The following is a 23376-nucleotide window of genomic DNA, read 5'->3' as shown; positions in this document are numbered from 1 at the left end:
CGTCGAAAATCAGGCAATTTCCTCAGAAGCCAACGGCTTCTGAGGGATAAAAGCGGTACTGTCCCCGCGCCTGACGCGGGAGAACTCGGAAAGGTCCGCCTCGACCTTTTTGGAGTAGGGCAAGAAGAAGAGCGCGACGATACCGAGCAGGCCAAACAGAATGGGGACGCCCGCAGCCGCGATGCGGATTCCCCACTGGGCGGTCTCGGACTGCACGTCGGCGTCCTGGTTGTAGCCGTACGCGGCGATAATCCACATGAAGATCGTGGTCTGTGTTCCGGTGATCGGCGCGGACATGAGCGCGCGAAGCGCAGCGAACGAACCGGTCTTGCGGGTGCCGGTGAGGCGCTCGTTGTCGTCAATAAGCGCACCTTCGAGCGCGACGCCCGCAGTTGTCATGATGTAGCGGCCGCCCATGATGAAGATGTAGCTGATCAGGACCTGCCACCACTGCGTGACAAAGAACAGTGCCCCGAGCCCTCCCAAGTACGGGACGAATCCGATATAGATCGCGGTGCGGCTCCCCACCCGCTTGATCATTCGAGCCGCGAACGGCAAAAGGAGTAGGACGACAACCATCGAACCTACATCGGTGATGGTTGCCTCAGTGCCGCTGCTCCGGATCACGTGGTCCATGAGGAACAGGAACGCCGTGAAGTACATGCCCATAGGCGCCAATGCCGTAATGCCATAGCCAAACCACGCCCAGAACGCGCGCATGGACACGATCGACTTAGCATCCACCTTGAGCTGAGCCCAGGTGACGGCCTCGTTGCCGGCATCGCCATTCTCGTAGAGTTCCGGCGGATCCTTGAGGAGCAACGCCGGGATCAGATACAGGGCGGCATTGACCAGGACTACCCCCATGAGCATTGTTGCCATGGTGGTGCGCTCGGTGATCGCGTCGCCTACCAGCAGTTGTGTCGCAACGATTGTGGCCACCGCCGAGGTGATGTTTCCTACCCAGGACTTCACAACCTCAACGTCGATGCGGTCCTCCCGAGTGGGCGCCGCCAAGTATCCGTAGCTGACCGCCGAGATCATGTAGAACGTGGAGGCCACGTCAAAGAGAAAGAGCTCCAGCAGGAACACCGTGAGGATAATGGCTTGCGGCCATGACGGACTGCTCCACGCCATGGCAACGATTCCGACCAGCATGAACGGGATTGTTACCCGCATGACCAGCAGGAACTTGCCACGCCCCGGCCGGTACTTCATCTTGTCCAGTATGACCCCGAACACCGGGTCGTTGAGGATGTTCCAGATATTGAAGGCCAGGTACACCCAACCCACATACTTGGGATCAAGCCCGATCACGTCCGTATAGAACTTGACGTAGACGTTGTGGATGATGACGTTCGACATCCACGTGGCAGGGAGCGGAGTAGCGAGCAGAAACCTCTGCTTGAACGACATCGCCATCGCGGCGGCCTATTGCCTTGCGTTCAACACAAAGTGGCCCTGTGCGGCGGGGACCCTGATCCACGGGCCGTCCATCTGGGCCGCGATCTCGGCCCCATCGCACAGTACTTCCACGTGGTATTCGGAGGCTGATTCTGGGACGAAGAAGACTGACGGCTGGTCTCCTACCTGGCCGTCCCATTCAGCGTGGAGGTGCCCATCCTCGACTCGCCACACGCGGGCGGTTCCAGCAAAGGCGATGGGTCGAGGCCTAGTGAGAGTTTCGCAGGCTTCCGAGCCGGAAAACTCTGGTTCCCACGCCCAGTAGGTCCACGACCAGCCATACGAATCAAACAGGTCCATGAGGAATTGTCCGTGCGCACGCACGCCCTCACCCGTACTGAGCGCGCCCCACTCCCCCACGATCACGGGCACGTTCAGGCGCTCTTGAGTTTCCTTGTGCCGAGAGAAGATCACGCCAGCACGAGTGTTCGAGGACAGCGCGATGGCCGGTGTATCCACCGTCAGGTCATAGCCGTGCGGAGAGTAGACCCACGCGTTGTCCGCGAGCGCAGGCTGCCCAGATGGCACGCCCATGTTGGCAAAGTAGGAGTGCTCGCGGGCCAGAAGTCCGTTTGTGTCCACGGCACGGATCGCCTCCGCCACTCTCTCCATGAGCGGCGCCACTGAGTCGACCTCGAACGCTTGGACGAGTGGTGCAACGGCGTCCCCAAGTTGGCGGTAGAGCGCCGCATCCTCTAGCCTCGCTAGCTGGGCAAACTTGGCTTCCGGATCCTCAAAGTCTGCAAAGACCTGCTCTGGGGCTTGGTCCGTCACCGCGGCAAATGTAGCGATGAGCGTGCCAAAGATCTCCGGCGCCTGCGAGCCCGGCGAGGGCTCATTGAGAATGTCATATCCAATCACAGCCGGGTGGCTGCCCAACGTTGTGGCCACGTGCGCCCACATCCCAGCGAACCTGTCCTGCAATCCCACTCCGCCGGGTCCGGGGGCGTTGGCCCAGAACGCGTCTAGCGCCTCATGGAGTGCAGGGCTCGTCAGATAGGCGTCACTCCACAGTTCGGTTTCCTCGAACGAATGGGTGGACTGGGTGGCCCATTCCGGTGCTCCGTCACCAAAGCTCTGCGAGTACAAATCCTGGTGGGCATCAAGGAGCACGCTCATCCCCGCCGAGTGGATCAGGTCCAACTGCTCTGCAACCCAGTGGAGATACGCGCTGTCGTACTGCCCTGGCGCAGGCTCTACTGCCGCCCACATGACTCCAAGCCGGATCAGCGTAAAACCGCGGGCGGCAAGTTCCTTGATGTCCTGCTCAGTCCACTCGCCTTTGAACCCTCTATCCACGAATGTGCCGTGGGGTTCATGGTTCCCCTTTGCCACTAGGTTTATCCCGTGAAAAACACGTTGCCGGCCGTACTCGTCCCTCAGTGTGGTTCCATCATTGGTAACCCGCATTGCGCCCCCTCCTGTGCTCCGTTGCAGCAAGATTGCGTTCCCACAGTGTACTGGTGAAGTGTGGCTTTAAGCATGAGCCCAGTCATCACAGTTTCCTGGCACACACCCCATTCGAAACCCTGTCCAGAACGAAATCTCGTTTGCGCGAGTCCGCGACGCAGTCTCGTGGCCCATTCCTTCCGCGCTTATCACTAAGTCCTCGCGCCTTTGGCGCCTGATTTTCGACGATCTTGGCTGGGACCGCACATGGGCTGCGGTGCCAGCCAAGATCGTCGTGAATCCTGTGGAGCGGCATCTCAGATGGCGTGTTGTACTGAGGCATGGGACTGCTCAAGCGTTACCGCGGCACTGGCGCCGACCCACTGTTTGGATTCCCTGTGCGGGCGCACAGTGGAGTTGCCATGGAGGGCTACTTTTGGCGGATCACCGACCCCGACACTGGGCGCGTGCTCATTGCCTTGTGCGGTGCTAATCGAGGGCCACAGGGTCAGTGGGCAACGGTCGGTCTGGCTTCATGGCCCAACGGTTTTCTACGCACCGAGGCCTTCGATGGGGCGTGGACAGACCCCAAGCGGCTAGGTGTATGTGGCGGGGACTGAAGACCGGGTATTCGAAGGCGATGAGCGGAGCTTGCGCGTGGACCTCGGTCCGGACGTACGTCTCGATCTCACCTTCGATGAGCTGGTTCCATGGCCCCGGCGCTCGCTTGGAGGTTCGAGCGTTTTCCACATGATTCCAGGCCTCAACCAGTACTGGCATCCGTGGCTCCTTGGAGGCAAAGCGAGCGGGACTGCAGTTGTAGGAGACACGGTGATGCAGTTCGCTGGCGCGGAGGTGTACGGGGAGAAGAACTGGGGGCGTGAGGGCTTTCCAGAGGCTTGGTGGTGGGGGCAAGCCCAAGGGTTCGCTGACACTGGTGCATGTGTCGCGTTTGCCGGCGGACTCGTGACTGCGGGCCCAATGAAGGTCGAGGTGACCGGGCTTGTTGTGCGGTTGCCCGATGGGCGGGTCTTCCGTTTGGGCAATCCCGTGGTCAGCCCCGTGCGGACTACCTCGGGCGATGAGTGGTGGCGGTTGTCAGGGCGCGGATATGGGTGGCGAGTCGAGGTTGAAGCCTCGGCCCCTCTGGACCAGGCGTTCGTGCTCCCCGTTCCACTGCCCAGCGAGCACCGCAATGTTGCCGGCGATCTGGAACACTTAGTTGGGGACCTGACAGTTCGGGTGTGGCGTTTCGGCCGCGAAGTATGGGCAGGAACTACCGCGCTTGCGGCGCTGAAGCACGGAGGACTGGAGCGCGCCCGCGCCGAGCTACTTCGGAGGAGGCTCGATGCTTCCGTAACTTCTGCGGGACCAGCAAGATTGCCCTAAGGTTTTGCTGACGGCACAGAATCCGGCACATCGTTTTCATGATTCGCAGGTGCTGCCGTCCACCCAACGTGGAGTGGTTGGACCATTCCCCGCCCTATCGTTAGGAGTACGGATGAGTGAAACCGCCGGCGTACAGTCTGTTTCTGAGCTCGACCTTACAAAGTACGTTGGTCAGTGGTTTGAGATTGGCCGCTTACCCCTCAAATGGGAGGACCATAACGCGTCATGTATTACGGCCAACTATGCGCTGGCCGAGGACGGCAGCGTAACGGTAGACAACCGGTGCTTTGATGAAAACGGCGAACCCACTCAGTCACTTGGCCGCGCACTACCCGTGGACGGAGAACCGGGACAACTCACAGTGTCGTTCCTGCCCAAGCTCCTACGGTGGCTTCCATTTACTGAGGGTGACTACTGGGTGCTAAAGATTGATCCGGAGTACACGGTTTCGCCTGTGGGCACGCCTGACCGCAAGAACCTGTGGCTTCTGGCTCGAGACTGGGACCTTCCTGAGGCCATCAAGGCCGAGTATCTTACTGAGGCGCGCGCGCAGGGTTTTGATCTGTCGGCGTGGATAACCCCTGCCCAAGATGGCCAAGTGGTCTCCGACGAGCTCCTCAATGATCTGTAACTAGGAGCTCGCCGGAGTTTTCGACCCACAGGCACATCAATGGCTTTTTAGGAGTCCTTCCTCTGCGCGCATTACTTCCGGCGTGGTGGCATCGGGAACAAGATCGATGTGCGCGCTTTGTACGCTTGATAGGCGGGGTCATCCCCCCACTTAGTTTCCGCCTTCGCCTCAAGCGTGGGGATACCACTAACTTTGGTGAGCAGCACGTACACAAAAACTGGAGACATAAGGCCGATGAGCTGCCAGCCACTGAGGTTTCCCAGAGCAACCAGGGCGATGCCCGTCCACATCGCAACTTCTCCAAAGTAATTCGGGTGCTGCGACCATGCCCACAATCCTGAGGTTATGAACGGTTCCGTCTTGTCCGTGCGGGCTCTGAAGCGACGCTTCTGCGCATCAGCAATGACCTCAAATGCGAACCCTACGACCCAGATGCAGATTCCGACATAGAAGAGCACATCGGGCTTGGACTGGTTGTTCGAACTTATGGCAATCCACGCTGCTGAAGCAGTGACGGTAATCCACAAGCCCTGAATCGTCCACACGTTGAAGAAACGCATAGGCGATTTCTTGATCTCATCGAACCTGCTGTCGGACTTGTCTTTGCTGATGCGGATGAACAGGAAGGAGCCCAACCGGACAGCCCAGACTATGACAAGGACACCGAGCACAGTTGCTCGTACACCCCGGTCCTCGTTCGCGGCCAACACACCAAGCGTGATCAGCGAGTAGGTCAGGCTTCCAGTCAGGTCAAAGAACCGCTCCGTGTGGAAGATCTGCGAAGGAATGTATACGAGCCACTGCACAATGAACGCGGCTGCCACAACCACGGCATAGAGAGGTACCCCACTCCATTCCACGGTGTCGCTGCTTCCCGCCCAAGCAAACAACGCAGCAGGAATCAGCACACCCAGGGTGATAGCTAGTCGTCGTGCTTCAGTCTTTTTCATGGTTGAGTGCCTTCCTTTGGGAGAGTTTTCCCAGTTGGTAACTGATGAGCATTGTTATTCCACTTACAACTCCACAAAGAGCGATACCCCACAGAATGTCGCCCAAAACTAGAGCCCACGACACCTTGCCGAGTACGACCTTCAGCGTGAGGGCCCAGGTCGCGTACGTAAATAACCCGTAGAGCGCAGAGTTGATAATGCGCTGTTTCACGGGAACTCCCTGTTTCTGTGGCGCCAACCCGAAGTAGGTAAGCCCCGCACAGAACAAGAGGTAGAAGGCCAAAGCTGAACCTGAATCCACGGACGCTGCCATCACATCACCAAGTTCTCTGCGGTAGATCGGCATGACAACGCCCATGATCCAGCCAGCATCTACGAGCGCAAACACAATGAGAACCAGCAGCCAGTTCAAGATCCAACGACGAACGCCGCTCACTGTAGCGCCCGCCCACTCACGTAGAGTTCTTCAAACTGCCTTGTCATCTTGCCGAGGACATTTGACCGTCGGAGCTTCATAGTGGGAGTCATGAACTCGCTGCCTGGCTGGAAACGTGTCACGAAAACGGCGAAGCGCTTCACTTGCTCGGGCTTGGAAACCTGCTGGTTGGCAGTTTGGAGTGCGCGAATGACTCGGGCCAAGATTTTAGGGTCCTCAACCGGAGTAAATCCTTGTTCTGAGGCCTCAAGTTCCAGACCAACTCGAGACAACTCACTCGATTCCAGGAAAACAAAGGCACCTGGGAACGGTTTTGCTTCTCCCACCATGATCGCGTGGGCAATTAATGGATCTGACTCCACCTGCTGTTCCCATGCCTGTGGAGAGATCGTTTTCCCGCCAGCCGTAACGATGGCCTCTTTGATCCGGCCGGTAATCGTCAGTCTGCCTTGCGAGTCCAGCCTCCCGAGATCCCCGGTTTTGAAGTATCCATCAACAAACGAGTTATCGGTGCTGGGAGCATTCCAGTACCCCGGCGTAACACCTATCCCGCGCGCTAGCACCTCGCCCTCGTTAGAAATACGGATACTGTGCCCGGGCTGCGGTGGACCTACGGTACCCGAGAAGTTGTTTCCTACGCGGTTTCCTGTCACAGGAGCAGTGGTCTCGGTGAGACCGTAGCCTTCGTAAACATCAATGCCCATTCCTCGAAAGAGCAAGCCGAGCTCCTTTTCCAGTGGCGCGGCACCACTCAGCACATACTCAAGTTTGTTACCAAAGAGTTTGCGAACCTTCCGGTAGAAGAGTAAGTCAAAGAACGTGTGCGCAGCCCTGAGCTGCAAAGGAGGTTTGGTGTGCGGTGCATCCTGAACACTTTCTAGATGAAGCCCAAAGGAAACTGCGGTAGTTTCAGCGTTCTTCCAGAGCCATCCGATCCGCTTCTGTGCAGCAGTTGCTGCGACTCGTTCACGAACCTTCTGAAGCACGCGCGGCACCACCACCAAGAACGACGGTCGAATCTGGGTAAGCGCCGCCACAGCCTTGGAAGGATCTGATTCGTAACTGATCGCCATCCCCTCCGAAAGACAGATCAGTTGCAGCCCTCGTGCAAGGACGTGCGCCAGAGGCAGGAAGATCAGAGTGCTTCCGTCAACACTGAATACCTCCCTATATCCTGCAGCGATGTTCAGCACCTGGCCCACCAAGTTCCGGTGGGTAATAACCACGCCCTTGGGGCGCCCCTCGGTGCCGGAGGTGTAAACGATAGTTGCGACATCATCGAGAGCGGCGGAGACGCGGCGTTCTTCCAGAGTCTCATCGCTGATCCCCAAACCGGATTCTGCCAGCCCGAGCATCCCGGAGTCGTCGAGGCTCAAACTCCACACCACCTCAGCACTCGAGCTACTTGGCTTCACCAAGGAGTCTTGTATCCCCGCTCGCTGCTTGGCAGTGGTGGCGAAACCCCACTTGACACCCGCATCTTTGAGTGCAAAGTCCACTTGGTCGGGCGATGCGGTGTCAAAAATCGGAACGACCACAGCACCAACCCAGAACGAAGCCATATCGGCCACTGCCCATTCGTAACTGGTAGGACCCTGAATCGCAATCGCGTCTCCCGGCCTCACCCCTTTACGGATCAAACCTTTTGCAACGGACGTGACCGTACGGTGGAACTCAGCAGTTGTCACATCGGCAAGCGCTCCTGCTGTCGAATCGCGTAATGCAACCTTGAAGGCGACATGGCCAGGCGACCGAGTGACCCGATCTAACAGCAGATCTGTCACGTTCTGTTTGGTGGATGGATCCACCAGGAGTGGCGCATGGATTTCAGTTCTTGTGTCAGTCATTGTTCCCCCAGTCGGCGTGAGCAAGATCTATTTCCTGCGTCATATCTTTGAGGAAGCGCGTTACCACTTCCCTCTCACGTGAAGTCAGGCGAGCAGCGGCATGGAACCGCCGCGCCTGATGCTTTCCTACGGTTTCGTACGCAGCGCGCCTGGTTTCCGGCGTTACGTTGATTTGTAGAGCGCGTCGATCGCTGGGGTGCGGTTGCCGCGCGATGTGCCCGCCATGCTCTAAACGGTCGAGGAGTTTGGTTGTAGACGCGGCGGAGACAGAAAGGAACTTTGAGATGTCCCGTGCAGTCACCACAGTGTTTTGGTTTTCACACACCATGATGTAGCGCAAGGCACGCATGTCTGTCTCATTGAGCCCCATGTACTTTGCAGAGGCCTCGGCTACTGCTTTCTCCATCTCACGCAGATGCCCCAAAGCTTGCATGAGCGAGGAGATCTCCTCCAGATCTTGCGGCGCCACAGAAGAAAAATCAATCAACTTACCCTGAGGGTCGTTCTGGGTTACGCCATTAACGCCACCCATTCGTAACGCATCATGTGCATCTGGTGTACTTTCCATTCCATAAACTTACTACACATGGCTTAATACATGCTAGGTATAATTTCAACCTAGTTAAGTTAATGAGACTGCTCGGGCCGATCCTCCTCGCCATCTATAGATAGTCACCTCCGAGCAAGACTCACGCTTTCGATCTCAATCGAGTTGAGTGCAGATTCCGGAAACACCGTGCGCGTCACCACCCTTAGAGCGACAATTAATGGAGTTACTAGGTGAACGCGACACTCACCGATGCGAATTGACCAACAGAACTCCCTTTTGGGCTGAATCTGTGAAAGCGCCACCGCGCCTCATCTCATGCAACGCCAGGTGCCTCCACGTTGCAGTGGACCCACCTACAGTTCTCCCTCCCCGTACTTATTTCGCACCTCGACAGTGCGTACTTTGGAGTACCTATGAAGATTGAATACGCCTCGCTTCCTGGTGAGGTTCCACCACCCGTCCCCGACGGACCGCGCCTATGCAGCGGTGACGACATGAGAATCCTTCACAACGCATTCCTCTGGGGGTACGAACAAGCACCAGAGTTAGTCCGAGCGGTGCTCTCCGGTGACACCAACCGCAGCAAGTTCGTAGGTGAATGGCTTTCCAACCTAGACAAGACACTGCACAGTCACCACGAAAGCGAGGATCTCCTGCTCTGGGAAAAACTCGAGAAGCGTTCTCCCAGTTGCGCCCTACATGTTGGCCAAATGCGAGCACATCACGCACAGGTTGCATCGCTGTTGGACGATGCGTCGCCACTTCTTGAACAGTGGACAACCACTGCGGACAAAAGGATTGGAGAACAACTCGCAGAGGCTTACGAGCGTTTGCTGGAAGTGCTCAAGGTGCACCTGCGGCGGGAAGTGGTTGAAGTAGTACCTATCGCCGAGAAAGTTCTTACAGCTGAGGAGTGGGAGGCCATCGGCGAGCACAGCAGGGCAGCGATTCCGAAAAGTCGCTTGCTACCTCAACTCGGCATGCTGTTTGCTAACTCCAGCCCAGAGGACAGAGCAGCGTTCTACGCCACCATGCCCGCAGCGGTGAAATTCCTCTGGAAGGTGAGCGGGAGGCGCCAATACAAACACGAGTACGAACACTTATTCCCAGGAGAACCCATCCCCGAGACGATATAGCCGTGGAACGTTGCTGCAGGACCGTGCGCCCGCCAAGCGGCGGTCCTTTCAACACGTCTGCGCAAGAAGTTCTGTCCTACCAAATGGTGTACTCTCGCCTGATCTCCCGTGTTGTTGCGCCCCATTCGCTCGACCGCACCCGCTTATGGTGGGATTCGAAGGCTTCCCGGCTGGCAAACAGCCCGAGACTTCCCACACCAGTGGATCAATGGTCGCGTTGACCTCGAAGGAGATACATCCTTGCTCCGCCCGCGTCAGCGCGAGGTGCTGCGTCAGATGTTCGCGCACGATAGCTGCCTGGCCTTCATCCTCACAGAGCAGCAATCCCCGAAGTGAGACCTCGCTGCGTGCTCGCGCAACTCCACGCGCGACCGAGTGGGCACTCTCCGATCCAGTTGGCATGGTCTCCCCCGTCAATTGGCTGCGCAGTCCCATTCGGGACTGCGCACCAGGACCCCAATACTATCGACGATCGACTCACCGTTCGTCCGTACGTCCAGATGGACTGATGGCAGGGATGTATGGTGCTTGGAGACACCAACTCCGAAGGGAATCCTCATGACACTGCACCCCGGACTTGCAGCGGTAGCCGGGCTCATCGGCACCTGGAGGGGAGAAGGCTCGGGCGAGTACCCAACGATCCACTCTTTCACTTACACCGAGGAGGTGACGTTCACAGACATTGGAAAGCCGTTTCTCCACTACGCCCAGCGCACGTGGTCTCCGACCGGAGCTCCCATGCACACAGAGACCGGCTACTTCCGCGTAATTGAGGGAACAACAGTGGAGTTCGTACTAGCACAACCAACTGGCCAGACCGAGCTGGCGGAAGGCCCACTCACGGTTTCCGAGAATGGATTCAAGTGCACGCTTGAAGCGCAGATCACGAACTCAGCAAGCGCCAAGCAGGTTGACGCAACAGGGCGCCAACTGGAACTCGTTGGAGACGTCCTCACCACTCGTTTTGCCATGGCAGCAGTGAGCGTTCCCATGACCCACCACCTGGCATCCGAACTACATAGGGTCGACGCAGCGGCTGGTTAATATGAAGACCTCAGCCATATCGTCGAAGATCAAACAAAACAGGGGCCACAATCCATCTGGATTGCGGCCCTGCGTGCGTCAGCGCGCGCACGATTGCGTGTCGGCGTCCACCTTGCCTTACGACTGTGGGATAGGAGGTCCGAGGTACAGGAGCACGGAGAAGACCACGGACACGATGAGAAGGAGAAGGACAGCCGCTACGACCGGACGTGCAAGGACGAGGGCCTGGATCTTCTCAACAAAGTTCTGTGGCGTCTCTCCGCCAGGGGCGAGCCTCCAGGTGCCGTCCAGCAGGTTGTTGCGGTCAGCCCACAGTTCGAATGGCAGCGTTGCAAACGGAATGATGGCCAAAGCAACACCGGTCACACCGATGCGTGGCTTCCACTGCTGGTTTACCCACACGAAGATCGTGGTGGCTACGTAGCACAGGAAGATAAAACCGTGGATTCCTCCGGCAATTGACACAATGTCAGCGGTACCTGTCGCACGGAGAATGAGTGCGGTAATAAGGCCGGCCCAGGTGAAGAGCTCTGCGATCGAGAAAATCCTAAACAGCGTGCGCGGTGCCATACGGGGTAATGCCTTCCAACGTGAGTTTCTCGAATACGGCCAGAGCGGCCTTGCTCATCCTATCCGTGCCGTCTCGCGGGGCCTAAAGCGCTGCTCACGCACCTGGGGAGTTCAACATCGTCATGTGACGAAATTGTGCCCTAGCCTTAGAACATTGGAAGACCCTCAAATGATGGTGAAGGGTCCGATCTCAGCCGCCCGTATGTGGCCACGTCGACCCTCTGCCCATCCACAAGGAACTTCTCGCGCTCTGTGCCTTCCTGCACGAACCCAGCACGCCGAGCTACCGCACCCGATGCGGGGTTGTTCACGCGGTGCCCAAGTTCCAAGCGTTCGAGTCCACGTGGTCCTAGCGCCCATTCCGCGATGGTGGCCGCTGCTGCGGCGGTCCACCCGCGCCCTCGGGCAGCATCCGTCATCCAATACCAGAACCAGCCGTTCCGGTTCTCTTCGTCGACACTCACGCATATGAGGCCCACCACAGTGGAGTCAACTGTGATGGCCCACGCTTCATGCGGTGATCCTGGCTTGATCAAGTTACCCACATACCTTTCGGCTTCTGCCAAGTTGGATACCTCGCCTTGGCGCGCCATGTCAGGATTCGAGTCGAACGCGTCAAGAACTGCCCTAGCGTCCTCGCTGCGAAGTCGCCGCAAGGCGGGAGAAATGTGAGTCATGGTTTTCACACTAGCCTGTGTTCCCGCGACCGGTCACAACGCGGATGCTCCTGACCTGCACCGCTCGGTACCAAACTCACCATCTGACTCGGTGCGCGTCCTATCAATCTGGCCTCAGCGCCGCTTCGGAAGAATACTGTAGCTGTACATGTCTTTTCGCTCGTCGCCAACCTGCTGCCACGATCTCAGAAGGCCTTCGCGCTCGTATCCACACGCTTCGGCGGTCCGCCAGGAGGCCACGTTCCAGGGCTCAACGTACAGCTGGATCCGTGCCACAGGGTCAAGGCATAGGACCCAATCCGTGAGTACGGAGAGAGCAGCACGTGCACGGCCAACTCCACGATCCTTTGGCGCAATCCAATAGCCGGTAGAGGCACGCCATTGGGAAATGTCACCGATCCACAGTCCAATCTGCCCGACCGCACGATCAGTGGCGGCATCGGCGATTGCGAACGAGTACCCAGTGTTGGCTGCCAACCGAGAGCGCTGCCTCGCGACATACGCAAGACCGTCATTGCCGGTACCACTTGTGGGAACCGTTGTAATGAGCGGGATGAGTGGATCAGACGCCACGGTCATCACCATCCCGGCAGCGCGGTCCTCGAACGGTCGAAGGGCCACGCCTTCGTCGTTGAGCCGTGGCATCTCCTGCGGCAACGTCATATCAATCGAGGCCCTTTCGGTTCGGTTCAGGACTGACTAACCGACATCATCTACGAGAAGTAACTGAGATCCGTCCCGTTCCTGAATCTGCGAAAAGCCGTCGGGGACGCCTACTGCAGCCGCTGAAACCACGAGCCAACTTGCCGTCCCGGCCTTTTCGTCGATATGACAAAAGTTAGGGCCCGCATTCCAAACGGAATGCGGGCCCCCGCCGGAAAATTAGCGCCGCAGATCAGACGTTAAAGCGGAACTCCACCGAGTTCCGGTACAGACCAACCTCTGGGTCAAGAGGTCACCCATGCCTCAGCAGCACTCCCTCACCGCCGGTGAACTCGATGCCCGCGTAGTTCGCCGACCGCCCCACCTCGACGAATCCCAGCTTCAGGTGCAGATCGATCGAGGCGAGGTTCCGGGCGTTGATCACGCTGAAGACCGACTCGCCAGGCGCTCTCTCCGTCGCGGCTCGGAGCACCTCGCCCAGCAGCCGGGCAGCGACACCCTCTCGGCGCGCCTCAGGCACGACCATCAGCCCTGCGATCAGCCACTCCGGATCAGAGCCGGGGTGAAGTGCGAACTTCTGCACACCGCACCAGCCGACTGCATCTCCATCCCGCTCAGCGATGAGCAGGACATCCAGCCGTTCGATCATCCTCCGCGCGCGATCGACGTGTTCGTCGACGGTTCCGCCACGCACTGCCATGACTGTGGCGAGCGCGCCAGCGTCCGCCGGGTCGGCCAACCTGGTGCTGACCGTCCCGTTGGCCACCGACGGATTCACGCTGGGCGCGTAGGCGGCGAAGTCGCTCACGCGACCTGCAGCGGCGTGATCGACTCGATCTGCTCCCCCGCAGCATCCTCTGCCCGGTCAAGCTCGTAGTGGCTCTGCAGGTTGATCCAGAACTCAGCCGACGTGCCGAAGTACTTCGCCAGCCGCAATGCGGTGTCCGCCGTGATCCCTCGCTTGCCGTGCACGATCTCGTTGATTCGGCGCGGCGGCACCCCGATCGACACGGCGAGCTTGTTCTGAGTGATCCCGAACCCCTCGATGAAGTCCTCCATGAGGACCTCCCCGGGGTGGATCGGCTCGATCCTGCCAGTGCTAGTCAACGATCTCCACCTCCTCTGGCCCAGCATCCGTCCACACGAAGCAGATTCGCCACTGGTCGTTGATCCTGATGCTGTATTGCCCGACCCGATCACCCTTCAGTGCTTCGAGCCGGTTGCCCGGCGGGACGCGAAGGTCGTCGAGCACCTCCGCCGACCCCACCTGACGCAGCTTGCGCAGAGCAACCCGATGGATCCTGGGATCGATGGACCGCACGCGCTCACGACGCCACAGACGCTCGGTGTCCTTGCTGCCGAACGACCTGATCACGAGACCAGCGTATAACGCGAAGCGTCAATAACGCTATACGTTAAATCGAAACTCGACCACGTTTCGTCGCTTAGAGAACATCTAGGCGACAGCCACCGGCCGCACCCAGATTCGAGCGGTCGACTCCACAGTCCCGGAAACGTACGGCACCGCTTCACCGGTGGGCTCGTAGCCAAGCTTCGTCCAGAACGGTGCAGCCAGATCGGCATTGGTATCAACTATCGACAGCCGAAGCGACTGAATGCCAGGCCTCCTGCCAGCCAGGTCGACCACGGCGTCGTGCATCTTACGGCCGAGGCCTTCGCCCTGACGAGCACCATCCGTCATCAGCAGGCCGATGTGAGCGACAGACACGGTGGGCCATCCGAGGATCACGTCTGCAAAGGCGACGAGTTCCTGACCATCCCACAGCCCGAGATCGACCTTCTGCGAGATCGGCACCCCTGGCGGCAGGGCCGACAGGACTTCGTTTGCAGCAGCGGGGGTCGGCACAGCACCCTCGACGCGACGTGAATACTCGGCGTTGGATTCCATGATGCGCTGTACAGCCATGGACTGACTCGGATCGACAAGCCGCGCTTCCATCTGCACCTCTCCGTAGTTCAGCTTGACCCAACGGCATCAGCATCGACCGTAGCGTCAAGGCTGGCGCTCATCCTGCCCGTACCTAAGACGTTGAACTGGAACTGTACAGCACTGGCGCTCCGAGCCGAAAACCGTGCATGACCAGCACTTTTACACGTTAAATCTGAACTCCACCACGTCGCCATCCTGCATGACGTAGTCCTTGCCTTCCATGCGCGCCTTACCTGCTGCGCGGGCGTTGGCTACGGAGCCGGTCTCAACCAGGTCCTCGAACGAGATGACCTCTGCCTTGATGAAGCCACGCTCGAAGTCGGTGTGGATGACGCCGGCGGCCTGTGGTGCGGTCCAGCCCTTGTGGATCGTCCACGCACGGGACTCCTTGGGGCCTGCGGTGAGGTAGGTCTGCAGGCCGAGTGTGTCGAAGCCAACGCGGGCCAGCTGGTCGAGGCCTGCCTCTTCCTGGCCGTTCTCGGCGAGCATCTCGGCGGCCTCTTCAGGCTCGAGCTCTACCAGCTCGGACTCAAACTTGGCGTCAAGGAAGATCGCCTCGGCTGGAGCAACAATTGCGCGGATCTCGTCCTGGAACGCCTTGTCCTGCAGACCAGCGTCGTCAGTGTTGAACACGTAGATGAATGGCTTGGCGGTCATGAGCTGCAGCGACGAGATGTCATCGAGGTTCAGCTTGGCTGCGGCAGCGCCCGCGAACAAGGTCTGTCCGTCCTCAAGAATCTTCTGGGCGGTCTTCGCGGCCTCAAAGAGAACCGGATCGCCCTTCTTGATCTTGACTTCCTTTTCGATCCGCACGAGCGCCTTCTCAAGCGTCTGCAGATCGGCGAGGATCAGTTCAGTGTTGATGGTCTCGATGTCGTCTTTAGGCGAGACCTTGCCGTCCACGTGGACCACGTCTGGGTCGGCGAATGCGCGCGTGACCTGGCAGATTGCGTCAGCCTCGCGGATGTTAGCCAGGAACTTGTTGCCCAGTCCTTCACCCTCAGATGCGCCGCGCACGATACCTGCGATGTCCACGAAGGACACGGTCGCCGGCAGGATCTTGGTGGAACCAAAGATCTCCGCGAGCTTGTTCAGCCGCGGGTCGGGAAGGGGAACAACGCCAACGTTGGGTTCGATCGTTGCGAACGGGTAGTTCGCTGCGAGTACCTGCGCACGTGTCAGGGCGTTGAACAACGTCGACTTACCGACGTTCGGGAGACCAGCAATTCCAATAGTAAGAGCCACGTTGCCCAATCTTACCGGCTCACGCCCAAAAACTGGACTTCCACAAACGAGAGGTTGACCGCATAACTCAGCCCGATCGTCGAAAATCTGTGGGGCCAAAGGCCCCAACTGACAATCGACGAACGGGCTGGGTTGGTACGACGCGTCGTGCTGGTACTACAGGGAGTTGCAGTCATCCCCCGCAGGAACGACCGAATCGGCCGAAACTGGCGTGACGTCAAGCGACTTGCGTGCGCCACGGCGAGGGCGAGGCTCGCCCATGCCGGCCTTCTTGAGGTCGGCGCGCAGCTCGCGAGGGAGCGAGAACATGAGGTCCTCGGTGGCGGTGCGAACCTCTTCGACATCGCTGTAGCCGCGCTCGTCAAGGTACTTGAGGACGTCCTGGACCAGGATGTCTGGGACCGAGGCACCGGAGGTGACGCCGACGGTCTTGGCTCCCTCGAGCCAGGCCTCGTCGATTTCCTTGGCGTAGTCGATCAGGTACGACTCGGTGGCGCCGGCGTCCTTAGCAACCTCCTTGAGGCGCACGGAGTTGGACGAGTTACGCGAACCGACCACGATCACCACGTCACACTGCGGCGCGAGCTTCTTCACCGCGACCTGTCGGTTCTGGGTGGCGTAGCAGATGTCATCGCTTGGCGGGTTCTGCAGGGTTGGGAACTTGGTGCGCAGGCGGTTGACCGTTTCCATGGTCTCGTCCACGGACAGGGTGGTCTGCGAGATCCAGACGACCTTTTCGGGGTCGCGCACGGTCACGTTGTCCACGTCGTCCGGGGAGTTGACGATCTGGATGTGGTCGGGGGCCTCACCTGCAGTTCCCTCAACTTCCTCGTGTCCGGTGTGGCCGATCAGCAGGATGTCGTAGTCGTCAGCCGCAAAGCGGACGGCTTCCTTGTGAACCTTGGTCACGAGCGGGCACGTTGCGTCGATCGTGTCCAGGTTGCGCTCCTTAGCGGCGGCAACCACTGCGGGCGAGACTCCGTGGGCCGAGAAGACGACGCGGGCGCCTTCTGGAACCTCATCGGTCTCGTTAACAAAGATGGCACCGCGCTCAGACAGAGTTTCCACAACGTACTTGTTGTGGACGATCTCCTTGCGCACGTACACGGGCGCGCCGTGCAGTTCGAGGGCCTTTTCAACTGCGATCACAGCGCGGTCCACTCCGGCGCAGTACCCGCGTGGGGCTGCAAGGAGGACGCGCTTTCCGTTGTCAGATTGGGAGCGCGAACCTGCGAGCCGCTCACCAGTGGCGAGTGGCATGTGCAATACGGATTCGGCTGGGCTGGCTGCGGAAGACAAAGTTTGACTCACCCCTTGATTCTAGGTGAGAGCGGCACAGAAAGGGTCAGGGGAATGCGGTGACCTTGTGCACGATCTGGGGGTGGCTTGGTTCTGTTTCATCGAGAGTGGGCTCAGGAATACTCTCGTAAGGGAGAGTGAGCTCAGGGACACTCTCGTAAGGGAGAGTGGGCTCAGGGACACTCTCGTGGAGGGTGGTGGTGTGGGTTGGCGGCGTGGCGGGTCGCATGCGAGCAGTGTCAGAGGGCTGAGGCATCCTTGATGTGTGACTGATCAAAACCCTGAGGTCCCAGCCCACGACTCCCCTGCCACTGCGGACGAGTTCGCGCCGGATTCGTCTGTGCCAGCGCCCGCACCCGCTCGGCCCGCGGAGCGCGCCGGCGACACCACCAAGGACAACCCTTGGCCTGTGCGCCTGCTCTCGCAGAAGATCGCGCAGTACATCGACCGCATGGTTCCGCTGTGGATCGAGGGTCAGGTTGTTCAGCTCAACCGCCGCCCCGGCGCCGGGATGGCATTTCTGACGCTGCGCGACACCGACCAGGACATGTCCCTGCCGGTCTCCATCTACGCCAATGCGCTGAGCGCCGCTGGCCCGTTGTCCGAGGGGGCGCACGTAGTCGCCCACGTCAAGCCCACCTTCTGGACCAAGCGCGGCTCATTCCAACTTCAGGCGCGGGAAATCGCGCAGGTAGGGTTGGGCGAGCTGCTAGCTCGGATTGAGCAGCTCAAGTCCCAGCTCGCTGCGGAAGGGCTTTTCGACGATTCACGTAAGAAACCCCTCCCCTTCCTACCCGCTCGGGTCGGGCTGATTTGCGGCCGCGAATCCGAGGCTCTCCATGACGTCGTGGTGAATGCCTCCAACCGCTGGCCCGAGGTTCAGTTTGAGATCAGAGAGGTCGCGGTCCAAGGTGTGCACGCGGTTGCGCAGGTCTCCGCTGCCCTTGCGGAACTTGACGCTCGGGATGACATCGACGTGATCGTCATTGCCCGTGGTGGCGGGGCCGTTGAGGATCTGCTGCCGTTCTCCAACGAGTCACTTGTGCGTGCTGTGGCTGCGGCCCGCACACCGATCGTGTCCGCGATTGGGCACGAACGCGACACTCCCCTTATCGACTTTGCGGCGGACTTCCGTGCGTCAACGCCCACGGACGCGGCCAAGCGGATCGTCCCAAACGTTGTGGAGGAGCGCGCCGGGGTCGCCAACGCTCTGGGCAGGATCCGTGGGGCTATCGAGTCCCGGGTCATCCGCGAGAGCAACGGGCTCGCACAACTGGTTTCACGGCCTGTTCTAGCCAACCCCATGGCACTCATCGCGCCACACGAGGTAGCGCTTGGGCAGCAGACAGAGCGATTGCGCAACTCCCTGGATCGACAGGTCATGCGCCTTGAGCTGGAATTGCACCGCCTCAGCGCGCAGGTCGGGGCGCTGTCTCCTCGGGCAACCCTCGAGCGCGGATACGCCGTGGTCCAGGACCTAAGCGGTCACGTGGTGACTACGGCTGAATCCGTAGCTCCCGGCCAGGAGGTCTCGGTCCGGCTCTACGAGGGCTCGTTCACTGCGACTCGCAACTCATAAAACTTTCTTAATTGGATTATGTAAGCCCTAGCATTTCCCTACATCGGTATCGGAGAATAGAAGAATCATGACGGAAAACTTCCCAACACCCAGCGCAATCGACGCCGCTGCGCGGGAGCAGATCGCCCAGCTCGGTTACGAAGAGGCCCGCGATGAACTGATCGGGATCGTTCAGCGACTCGAGGCGGGCTCGGCTTCGCTAGAGGCGTCACTTGCCCTATGGGAACGCGGCGAATTACTCGCCGCGAGGTGCCAGGAATGGCTCGATGGTGCGAAGCAGCGCCTAGAACAGGCCCGTCAGTCCACATCAGGCTTTCCATCTGAAGACTAGGAAACTGCATGTCCAGTCCAACGCACTTTGCATTCATCATCGGTGAAGCACTCATCGATGCCGTCACTACAACGGACGGGGTAACCAAGGAACACCCAGGTGGAAGCCCTGCAAATGTGGCGCTCACGCTTGGCAGACTTGGACGAAGCGCCCATCTGCTGACGTGGATTGGACAGGATGAACGAGGGCGGACGATCGAGCAATGGCTCCAGGAGTCTCGCGTCTACATTGAGCCTGCGAGCGCCGGGGCGCAGGCCACCTCGCTTGCACGCGCGTCACTTTCCGCAAGTGGGTCAGCCACGTATCAGTTCGACGTCGAGTGGGACCTTCCCCCGGTGCAGGTACCCGCTGGCGCTGTCATCGCACACACCGGATCCATCGCCGCAATCCTGCAGCCTGGCGGAGCCAAGGTTCGTGCGCTCCTCGAGGCTGCCCGCGACACCGCAACCATTACGTACGACCCAAACATGCGGCCCACACTCATGGGCAGTCCGAATGAAGTGCGCCCCCACGTTGAGACCTACGTTGGACTGTCGGACGTGGTGAAGGTCAGCGACGAGGACCTTGAGTGGCTCTACCCGGGAGTTGACCCACGCGACGTTGCGCGGCGTTGGCAAGCTGGCGGCCCAGCCCTCGTGGTTGTGACCTTCGGCGGTGAGGGAGCGTTTGCTGTCACCTCCCAGGATGAACTCACGGTGGCGGCCCCTCAGACGACGGTTGCTGACACGGTCGGCGCAGGTGACTCGTTCATGGGCGCACTCCTCCACGGCCTGTGGGAGCAGGGACTTGTCGGATCCGTGGAACGCCAAAACCTCCACGCGATCAACAGCGCTACTCTAGAAACTGTCTTGTTGCAGTGCACCAAGGTCGCAGCCGTCACTGTCTCCCGCGCAGGCGCTAACCCTCCTTGGCTTGCTGAACTCGACGAGTAAATCTATTTCCAACATTGGGTTAGGAATTTCGTGCCAACACAACTCACTCCCGCTCAGGCTTGGCAACAACTCAAGGACGGCAACTCCAGGTTCGTTAACGGAACCATGGAACACCCCTCACAGGGGTTTGAAATCCGTGAGCAGCTCAAGGTCGCGCAAAACCCCTTTGCCACGTTCTTTGGCTGCTCCGATTCCCGTGTCGCGGCCGAGATCATCTTTGACCGCGGCCTCGGCGACCTCTTTGTGGTGCGCACTGCCGGCCACACCGTGGACACCACAGTGGTGGGCTCAATCGAGTACGCAGTAGAGGTCCTGCACACACCACTCATCGTTGTCCTTGGACACGACAAGTGCGGAGCCGTCCATGCGGCTGCTCAAACACTGGCCACCGGCGAGCAGCCCCCAGGGTTCATTCGCGCAGTCACCGACCGTGTCATCCCATCGATCGTAGCTATGACGGCGACACCGGAAGCACTCGATGAGATCGACGAGGCGCTCCTGCGCACCGTGCACGTCAAGCACACCGCTGAGATGCTCCACGGGTACTCTGCAGCAATTGCCGCCGCCGTGGCTGAGGGGCGCTGCGCGATCATTGGTCTGGAATATGACCTCGAGGATGGCGCCGCCCACCTCATTAAGGTGATCGGCGACATCGGGGAAGAGTAGTCCTCATCGGGTCCCGGACTGCGGGACGTCAGCGGAGGAATGCCACAGCGGTGTTCCTCCGCTTTTTTACGCCGTCTGCCCAGGTAGTCGTAGAGGGGAACTGGGTTTGTGGGCTCATTCCCGCCCGTCCGGGTCTCCACAAGGAACTCGATGACAGATCGCCTGGCTGGACCGCTCCATACCAGATGCAGACCAGCGACTTTGGGTCACAGGTCACAATGAGGCAGGATTGACCCATGAGCCTTTCACACGAAGAAGAAGTCACCGCAGACTTCCGCATTGAACACGACACCATGGGAGAGGTCCGCGTACCCGCATCGGCCCTCTACCGCGCACAGACCCAGCGCGCCGTTGAGAACTTCCCCATTTCTGGGACTCCTCTCGAGCGCTCGCACATCGAGGCACTTGCCCGCGTCAAGAAGGCCGCTGCTCTAGCCAACGCGGAGCTCGGCGTCCTTGACTCGGCAGTTGCCTCCGCGATCGTCTCCGCTGCAGACCAGGTAGCCGGCGGAGGGTTGGACGAGCACTTCCCGGTAGACGTCTATCAGACCGGTTCGGGCACCTCCTCGAACATGAACATGAACGAGGTGCTCGCCACGCTGGCCACCCGCGAGCTGGGCAGCGAGGTTCACCCGAACGACCACGTCAACGCTTCGCAGTCCTCGAACGACGTCTTTCCCACCTCGGTTCACGTAGCCGCGACCGCAGGCGTCATCCACACGCTCATCCCATCGCTCGAGCACCTCGCAGTCTCACTTGAAAAGAAGTCCTCTGAGTTCAAGGCCGTGGTCAAGTCCGGCCGCACGCACCTCATGGACGCAACCCCTGTCACGCTGGGCCAGGAGTTCGGCGGCTACGCAGCCGCTATCCGTTACGGCATCGAACGCCTAGAGTCAGCCCTCCCCCGCGCAGCAGAGGTCCCACTCGGCGGAACAGCCGTGGGCACTGGAATCAACACCCCCAAGGGATTCCCGCAGCGCGTCATCGCCCTGCTGGTTGAGGACACTGGGCTTCCGCTGACCGAGGCACGCGACCACTTTGAGGCGCAGTCGTCCCGTGACGGCCTCGTCGAGCTCTCCGGAGCGCTTCGCACCATCGCCGTGTCCTTGACCAAGATCTGCAACGACCTGCGCTGGATGGGCTCCGGTCCAAACACCGGCCTTGGCGAGATCGCAATCCCGGACCTCCAGCCCGGCTCATCAATCATGCCCGGCAAGGTCAACCCGGTCATCCCTGAGGCCGTGCTCATGGTCGCCGCGCGCGTCATCGGTAACGACGCAACGGTCGCGTGGGCTGGTGCATCCGGCTCCTTCGAGCTCAACGTCCAGATCCCAGTCATTGCTCAGGGCGTGCTCGAATCAATCCGCCTGCTCTCCTCTGCGGCAACAGTGCTCGCCGACAAGACCGTTGACGGCATCACTGCGAACGTAGAACACGCTCGCGCGCTGGCCGAGTCTTCCCCATCGATCGTGACCCCGCTCAACCGCACCATCGGTTATGAGGCTGCGGCCAAGGTGGCCAAGCACTCCGTCAAGCAGGGCATGACCGTACGCGAGGCAGTCATCGACCTCGGCTTTGTGGAGCGCGGCGAGGTCACCCTCGAGCAGCTCGACACTGCGCTCGACGTGCTGTCGATGACGCGTCCAGCCGAGTAGTCCCACCGCCCGACAATAAGAAGAGGGAGGCGCCCCGGAGAAATTCTCCGGGGCGCCTCCCTCTTCATGACCCCACACCTCACGCATCAAGAGCTCTGCGTGGTCAGGCGCTCGACTTGAACCCCTCTACGCCCAGCCCACACCGTACGGTGCGGGAAGCGACTAACGCGAGGGAATCGTCGAAAATCAGTACTGGACGGGATCAACCGCAGCCTGCAGGCGAGCCAGGAACTCACCAAACTGCTTGATCTCCTGCTCGTCAAAGTCCGCGAGTAACTTGCCCTCAGCCACTGTCACGAGCGGTAGGAGCTTGTCCACGAGCTCGCGACCCGCGTCCGTGAGGTCCACCATGACGACCCGGCGGTCGCGCGGCAGTACCTGGCGGGACACCAAACCCGCGGCCGACAGCCGATCTAGGCGCTTAGTAATGGCGGCTCCGGACGATTTGGTGAGGACAGAGAGCTCGGTAGCCCTGCAATTCTTGCCTGAGCGGCGCACAGCGGAGAGCAAATCAAACTCGCCACGCGTAAGGTTGTGCGCCCCAACGATCTCCTCTGACGTGGCAAGGAGGAAGGACGCGATGCGCAAGATGCGCCCCGTCGTCAACAAAGAATCTACGTCTTTGCCCGGCAGGATAGCTTGCCACTGCCTGTGGGCTCGTTCATTGAAATCCACGCCGTCATCGTATCCATTTTTCGTGTGAAAGTGTTATAGGCAATCCTTCCGATGTGCCACACAAGGCTTCGAATCGCGCAAAACACCCGCACTACATGCATCTGACGGCCCAAAAACGTAGGCTGGTGTCACTAGGAGTCGACTGAGTTTTCAGCCGTTTCCACTGGTGCGGGCGGGTTTCGAGGCGCAGAGTTAGTCAGGAGTCCCCAGCCCCACCTCAGGATTCCACCAACGACCCAAAAGGACACCTCTTGGCCAGCGCGAACTCCCCCGATGCGACTCCCCGAGTGGCACCCG

General features: G+C 59.8%; 26 protein-coding genes. 9 read left to right on the top strand and 17 right to left on the bottom strand.

What is annotated here, in order from left to right; genetic code table 11:
- Positions 1-9: 9 nt before the first annotated feature.
- Both HGSM_RS08215 and HGSM_RS08210 read right to left on the bottom strand, forming a co-directional pair.
- Entirely contained in the window at positions 10-1422 is a 1413-nt protein-coding gene (locus HGSM_RS08215; RefSeq protein WP_019148268.1) for an MFS transporter, read from the bottom strand.
- Between the two features lie 9 nt (positions 1423-1431).
- The gene (locus tag HGSM_RS08210; protein ID WP_019148267.1) at positions 1432-2763 is read right to left on the bottom strand and encodes a glycoside hydrolase family 5 protein; all 1332 of its coding nucleotides are present in this window, start codon (positions 2761-2763) and stop codon (positions 1432-1434) included.
- Positions 2764-3459: 696 nt separating this feature from the next.
- Here HGSM_RS08210 and HGSM_RS08205 point away from each other — a divergent pair.
- A complete protein-coding gene (locus tag HGSM_RS08205; protein ID WP_230197519.1) occupies positions 3460-4242 on the top strand; it encodes a tocopherol cyclase family protein in 783 nt (260 codons plus the stop codon).
- 112 nt (positions 4243-4354) lie between these two features.
- Positions 4355-4873 (top strand): lipocalin family protein, encoded by a 519-nt coding sequence (locus tag HGSM_RS08200; RefSeq protein WP_019148266.1) that lies wholly within the window; start codon positions 4355-4357, stop codon positions 4871-4873.
- 71 nt (positions 4874-4944) lie between these two features.
- Here HGSM_RS08200 and HGSM_RS08195 read toward each other — a convergent pair whose 3' ends face one another.
- From HGSM_RS08195 to HGSM_RS08180, 4 genes are read right to left on the bottom strand one after another with little or no spacing between them, the layout of a single operon-like run.
- On the bottom strand, positions 4945-5823 hold the full coding sequence (locus tag HGSM_RS08195) for a DUF1295 domain-containing protein (RefSeq protein WP_019148265.1): 879 nt from the start codon (positions 5821-5823) through the stop codon (positions 4945-4947).
- Complete coding sequence (locus HGSM_RS08190) at positions 5810-6259, bottom strand: DUF2177 family protein (RefSeq protein ID WP_019148264.1); 450 nt, start codon at positions 6257-6259, stop codon at positions 5810-5812. Before HGSM_RS08190 ends, HGSM_RS08195 begins: the two co-directional genes overlap by 14 nt.
- Positions 6256-8106, bottom strand: coding sequence for an AMP-dependent synthetase/ligase (locus HGSM_RS08185; RefSeq protein WP_019148263.1), 1851 nt, complete (start codon positions 8104-8106; stop codon positions 6256-6258). The genes HGSM_RS08190 and HGSM_RS08185 overlap by 4 nt, the downstream gene beginning before the upstream one ends.
- Complete coding sequence (locus HGSM_RS08180) at positions 8099-8674, bottom strand: MarR family winged helix-turn-helix transcriptional regulator (RefSeq protein WP_040594899.1); 576 nt, start codon at positions 8672-8674, stop codon at positions 8099-8101. The genes HGSM_RS08185 and HGSM_RS08180 overlap by 8 nt, the downstream gene beginning before the upstream one ends.
- Positions 8675-9069: 395 nt before the next feature.
- Here HGSM_RS08180 and HGSM_RS08175 point away from each other — a divergent pair, with 395 nt between their 5' ends.
- Both HGSM_RS08175 and HGSM_RS08170 read left to right on the top strand, forming a co-directional pair.
- Entirely contained in the window at positions 9070-9792 is a 723-nt protein-coding gene (locus HGSM_RS08175) for a hemerythrin domain-containing protein (RefSeq protein WP_019148261.1), read from the top strand.
- 558 nt (positions 9793-10350) lie between these two features.
- A complete protein-coding gene (locus tag HGSM_RS08170; protein WP_019148259.1) occupies positions 10351-10836 on the top strand; it encodes an FABP family protein in 486 nt (161 codons plus the stop codon).
- A gap of 117 nt (positions 10837-10953) precedes the next feature.
- Here the strand turns inward: HGSM_RS08170 and HGSM_RS08165 are convergent, their stop codons facing one another.
- From HGSM_RS08165 to HGSM_RS08120, 10 genes are all read right to left on the bottom strand, one after another.
- Positions 10954-11406 carry a DUF3817 domain-containing protein gene (locus tag HGSM_RS08165; RefSeq protein WP_019148258.1) on the bottom strand — a complete coding sequence of 151 codons (453 nt, stop codon included), beginning with the start codon at positions 11404-11406 and terminating at the stop codon, positions 10954-10956.
- Between the two features lie 146 nt (positions 11407-11552).
- Positions 11553-12083: a GNAT family N-acetyltransferase gene (locus HGSM_RS08160; RefSeq protein WP_040594898.1), complete on the bottom strand. Its 531-nt coding sequence runs from the start codon at positions 12081-12083 to the stop codon at positions 11553-11555.
- Positions 12084-12197: 114 nt separating this feature from the next.
- Positions 12198-12746 carry a GNAT family N-acetyltransferase gene (locus HGSM_RS08155; protein WP_019148256.1) on the bottom strand — a complete coding sequence of 183 codons (549 nt, stop codon included), beginning with the start codon at positions 12744-12746 and terminating at the stop codon, positions 12198-12200.
- Positions 12747-13038: 292 nt separating this feature from the next.
- A complete protein-coding gene (locus HGSM_RS13755) occupies positions 13039-13554 on the bottom strand; it encodes a GNAT family N-acetyltransferase (protein WP_019148255.1) in 516 nt (171 codons plus the stop codon).
- Positions 13551-13853, bottom strand: a complete 303-nt coding sequence (locus HGSM_RS08145) for a HigA family addiction module antitoxin (RefSeq protein ID WP_040594896.1) — start codon at positions 13851-13853, stop codon at positions 13551-13553. Before HGSM_RS08145 ends, HGSM_RS13755 begins: the two co-directional genes overlap by 4 nt.
- The gene (locus HGSM_RS13750; RefSeq protein WP_051009778.1) at positions 13846-14121 is read right to left on the bottom strand and encodes a type II toxin-antitoxin system RelE/ParE family toxin; all 276 of its coding nucleotides are present in this window, start codon (positions 14119-14121) and stop codon (positions 13846-13848) included. Before HGSM_RS13750 ends, HGSM_RS08145 begins: the two co-directional genes overlap by 8 nt.
- Before the next feature lie 81 nt (positions 14122-14202).
- The gene (locus HGSM_RS08135; RefSeq protein WP_230197518.1) at positions 14203-14673 is read right to left on the bottom strand and encodes a GNAT family N-acetyltransferase; all 471 of its coding nucleotides are present in this window, start codon (positions 14671-14673) and stop codon (positions 14203-14205) included.
- A 183-nt stretch (positions 14674-14856) separates the two neighbouring features.
- Positions 14857-15942: a redox-regulated ATPase YchF gene (ychF, locus tag HGSM_RS08130; RefSeq protein ID WP_019148251.1), complete on the bottom strand. Its 1086-nt coding sequence runs from the start codon at positions 15940-15942 to the stop codon at positions 14857-14859.
- 156 nt (positions 15943-16098) lie between these two features.
- Positions 16099-17202 carry a 4-hydroxy-3-methylbut-2-enyl diphosphate reductase gene (locus tag HGSM_RS08125; protein WP_019148250.1) on the bottom strand — a complete coding sequence of 368 codons (1104 nt, stop codon included), beginning with the start codon at positions 17200-17202 and terminating at the stop codon, positions 16099-16101.
- A gap of 85 nt (positions 17203-17287) precedes the next feature.
- Positions 17288-17497, bottom strand: a complete 210-nt coding sequence (locus HGSM_RS08120) for a hypothetical protein (RefSeq protein ID WP_154896381.1) — start codon at positions 17495-17497, stop codon at positions 17288-17290.
- A gap of 9 nt (positions 17498-17506) precedes the next feature.
- Between HGSM_RS08120 and xseA the strand changes: the two genes are divergently transcribed.
- The 5 genes from xseA to HGSM_RS08090 all read left to right on the top strand — a co-directional run bounded on the left by xseA (position 17507) and on the right by HGSM_RS08090 (position 22404).
- Positions 17507-18820 (top strand): exodeoxyribonuclease VII large subunit, encoded by a 1314-nt coding sequence (xseA, locus tag HGSM_RS08115; protein WP_019148248.1) that lies wholly within the window; start codon positions 17507-17509, stop codon positions 18818-18820.
- 67 nt (positions 18821-18887) lie between these two features.
- The gene (locus HGSM_RS08110) at positions 18888-19151 is read left to right on the top strand and encodes an exodeoxyribonuclease VII small subunit (RefSeq protein ID WP_019148247.1); all 264 of its coding nucleotides are present in this window, start codon (positions 18888-18890) and stop codon (positions 19149-19151) included.
- Between the two features lie 8 nt (positions 19152-19159).
- Positions 19160-20083, top strand: a complete 924-nt coding sequence (locus tag HGSM_RS08105; RefSeq protein WP_019148246.1) for a carbohydrate kinase family protein — start codon at positions 19160-19162, stop codon at positions 20081-20083.
- A 30-nt stretch (positions 20084-20113) separates the two neighbouring features.
- The gene (locus tag HGSM_RS08100) at positions 20114-20749 is read left to right on the top strand and encodes a carbonic anhydrase (RefSeq protein ID WP_019148245.1); all 636 of its coding nucleotides are present in this window, start codon (positions 20114-20116) and stop codon (positions 20747-20749) included.
- 236 nt (positions 20750-20985) lie between these two features.
- Entirely contained in the window at positions 20986-22404 is a 1419-nt protein-coding gene (locus HGSM_RS08090) for a class II fumarate hydratase (RefSeq protein WP_019148243.1), read from the top strand.
- Between the two features lie 186 nt (positions 22405-22590).
- Here the strand turns inward: HGSM_RS08090 and HGSM_RS08085 are convergent, their stop codons facing one another.
- On the bottom strand, positions 22591-23079 hold the full coding sequence (locus HGSM_RS08085; protein ID WP_019148242.1) for a MarR family winged helix-turn-helix transcriptional regulator: 489 nt from the start codon (positions 23077-23079) through the stop codon (positions 22591-22593).
- Positions 23080-23376: the final 297 nt, after the last annotated feature.

It is taken from the genome of Timonella senegalensis JC301, from assembly GCF_000312125.1.
In the GTDB taxonomy this organism is placed as follows: Bacteria; Actinomycetota; Actinomycetes; order Actinomycetales; family Cellulomonadaceae; genus Timonella; species Timonella senegalensis.
The sequence above is the reverse complement of the archived record's forward strand: the minus strand, read 5'-3'. Positions and strand labels throughout refer to the sequence as shown.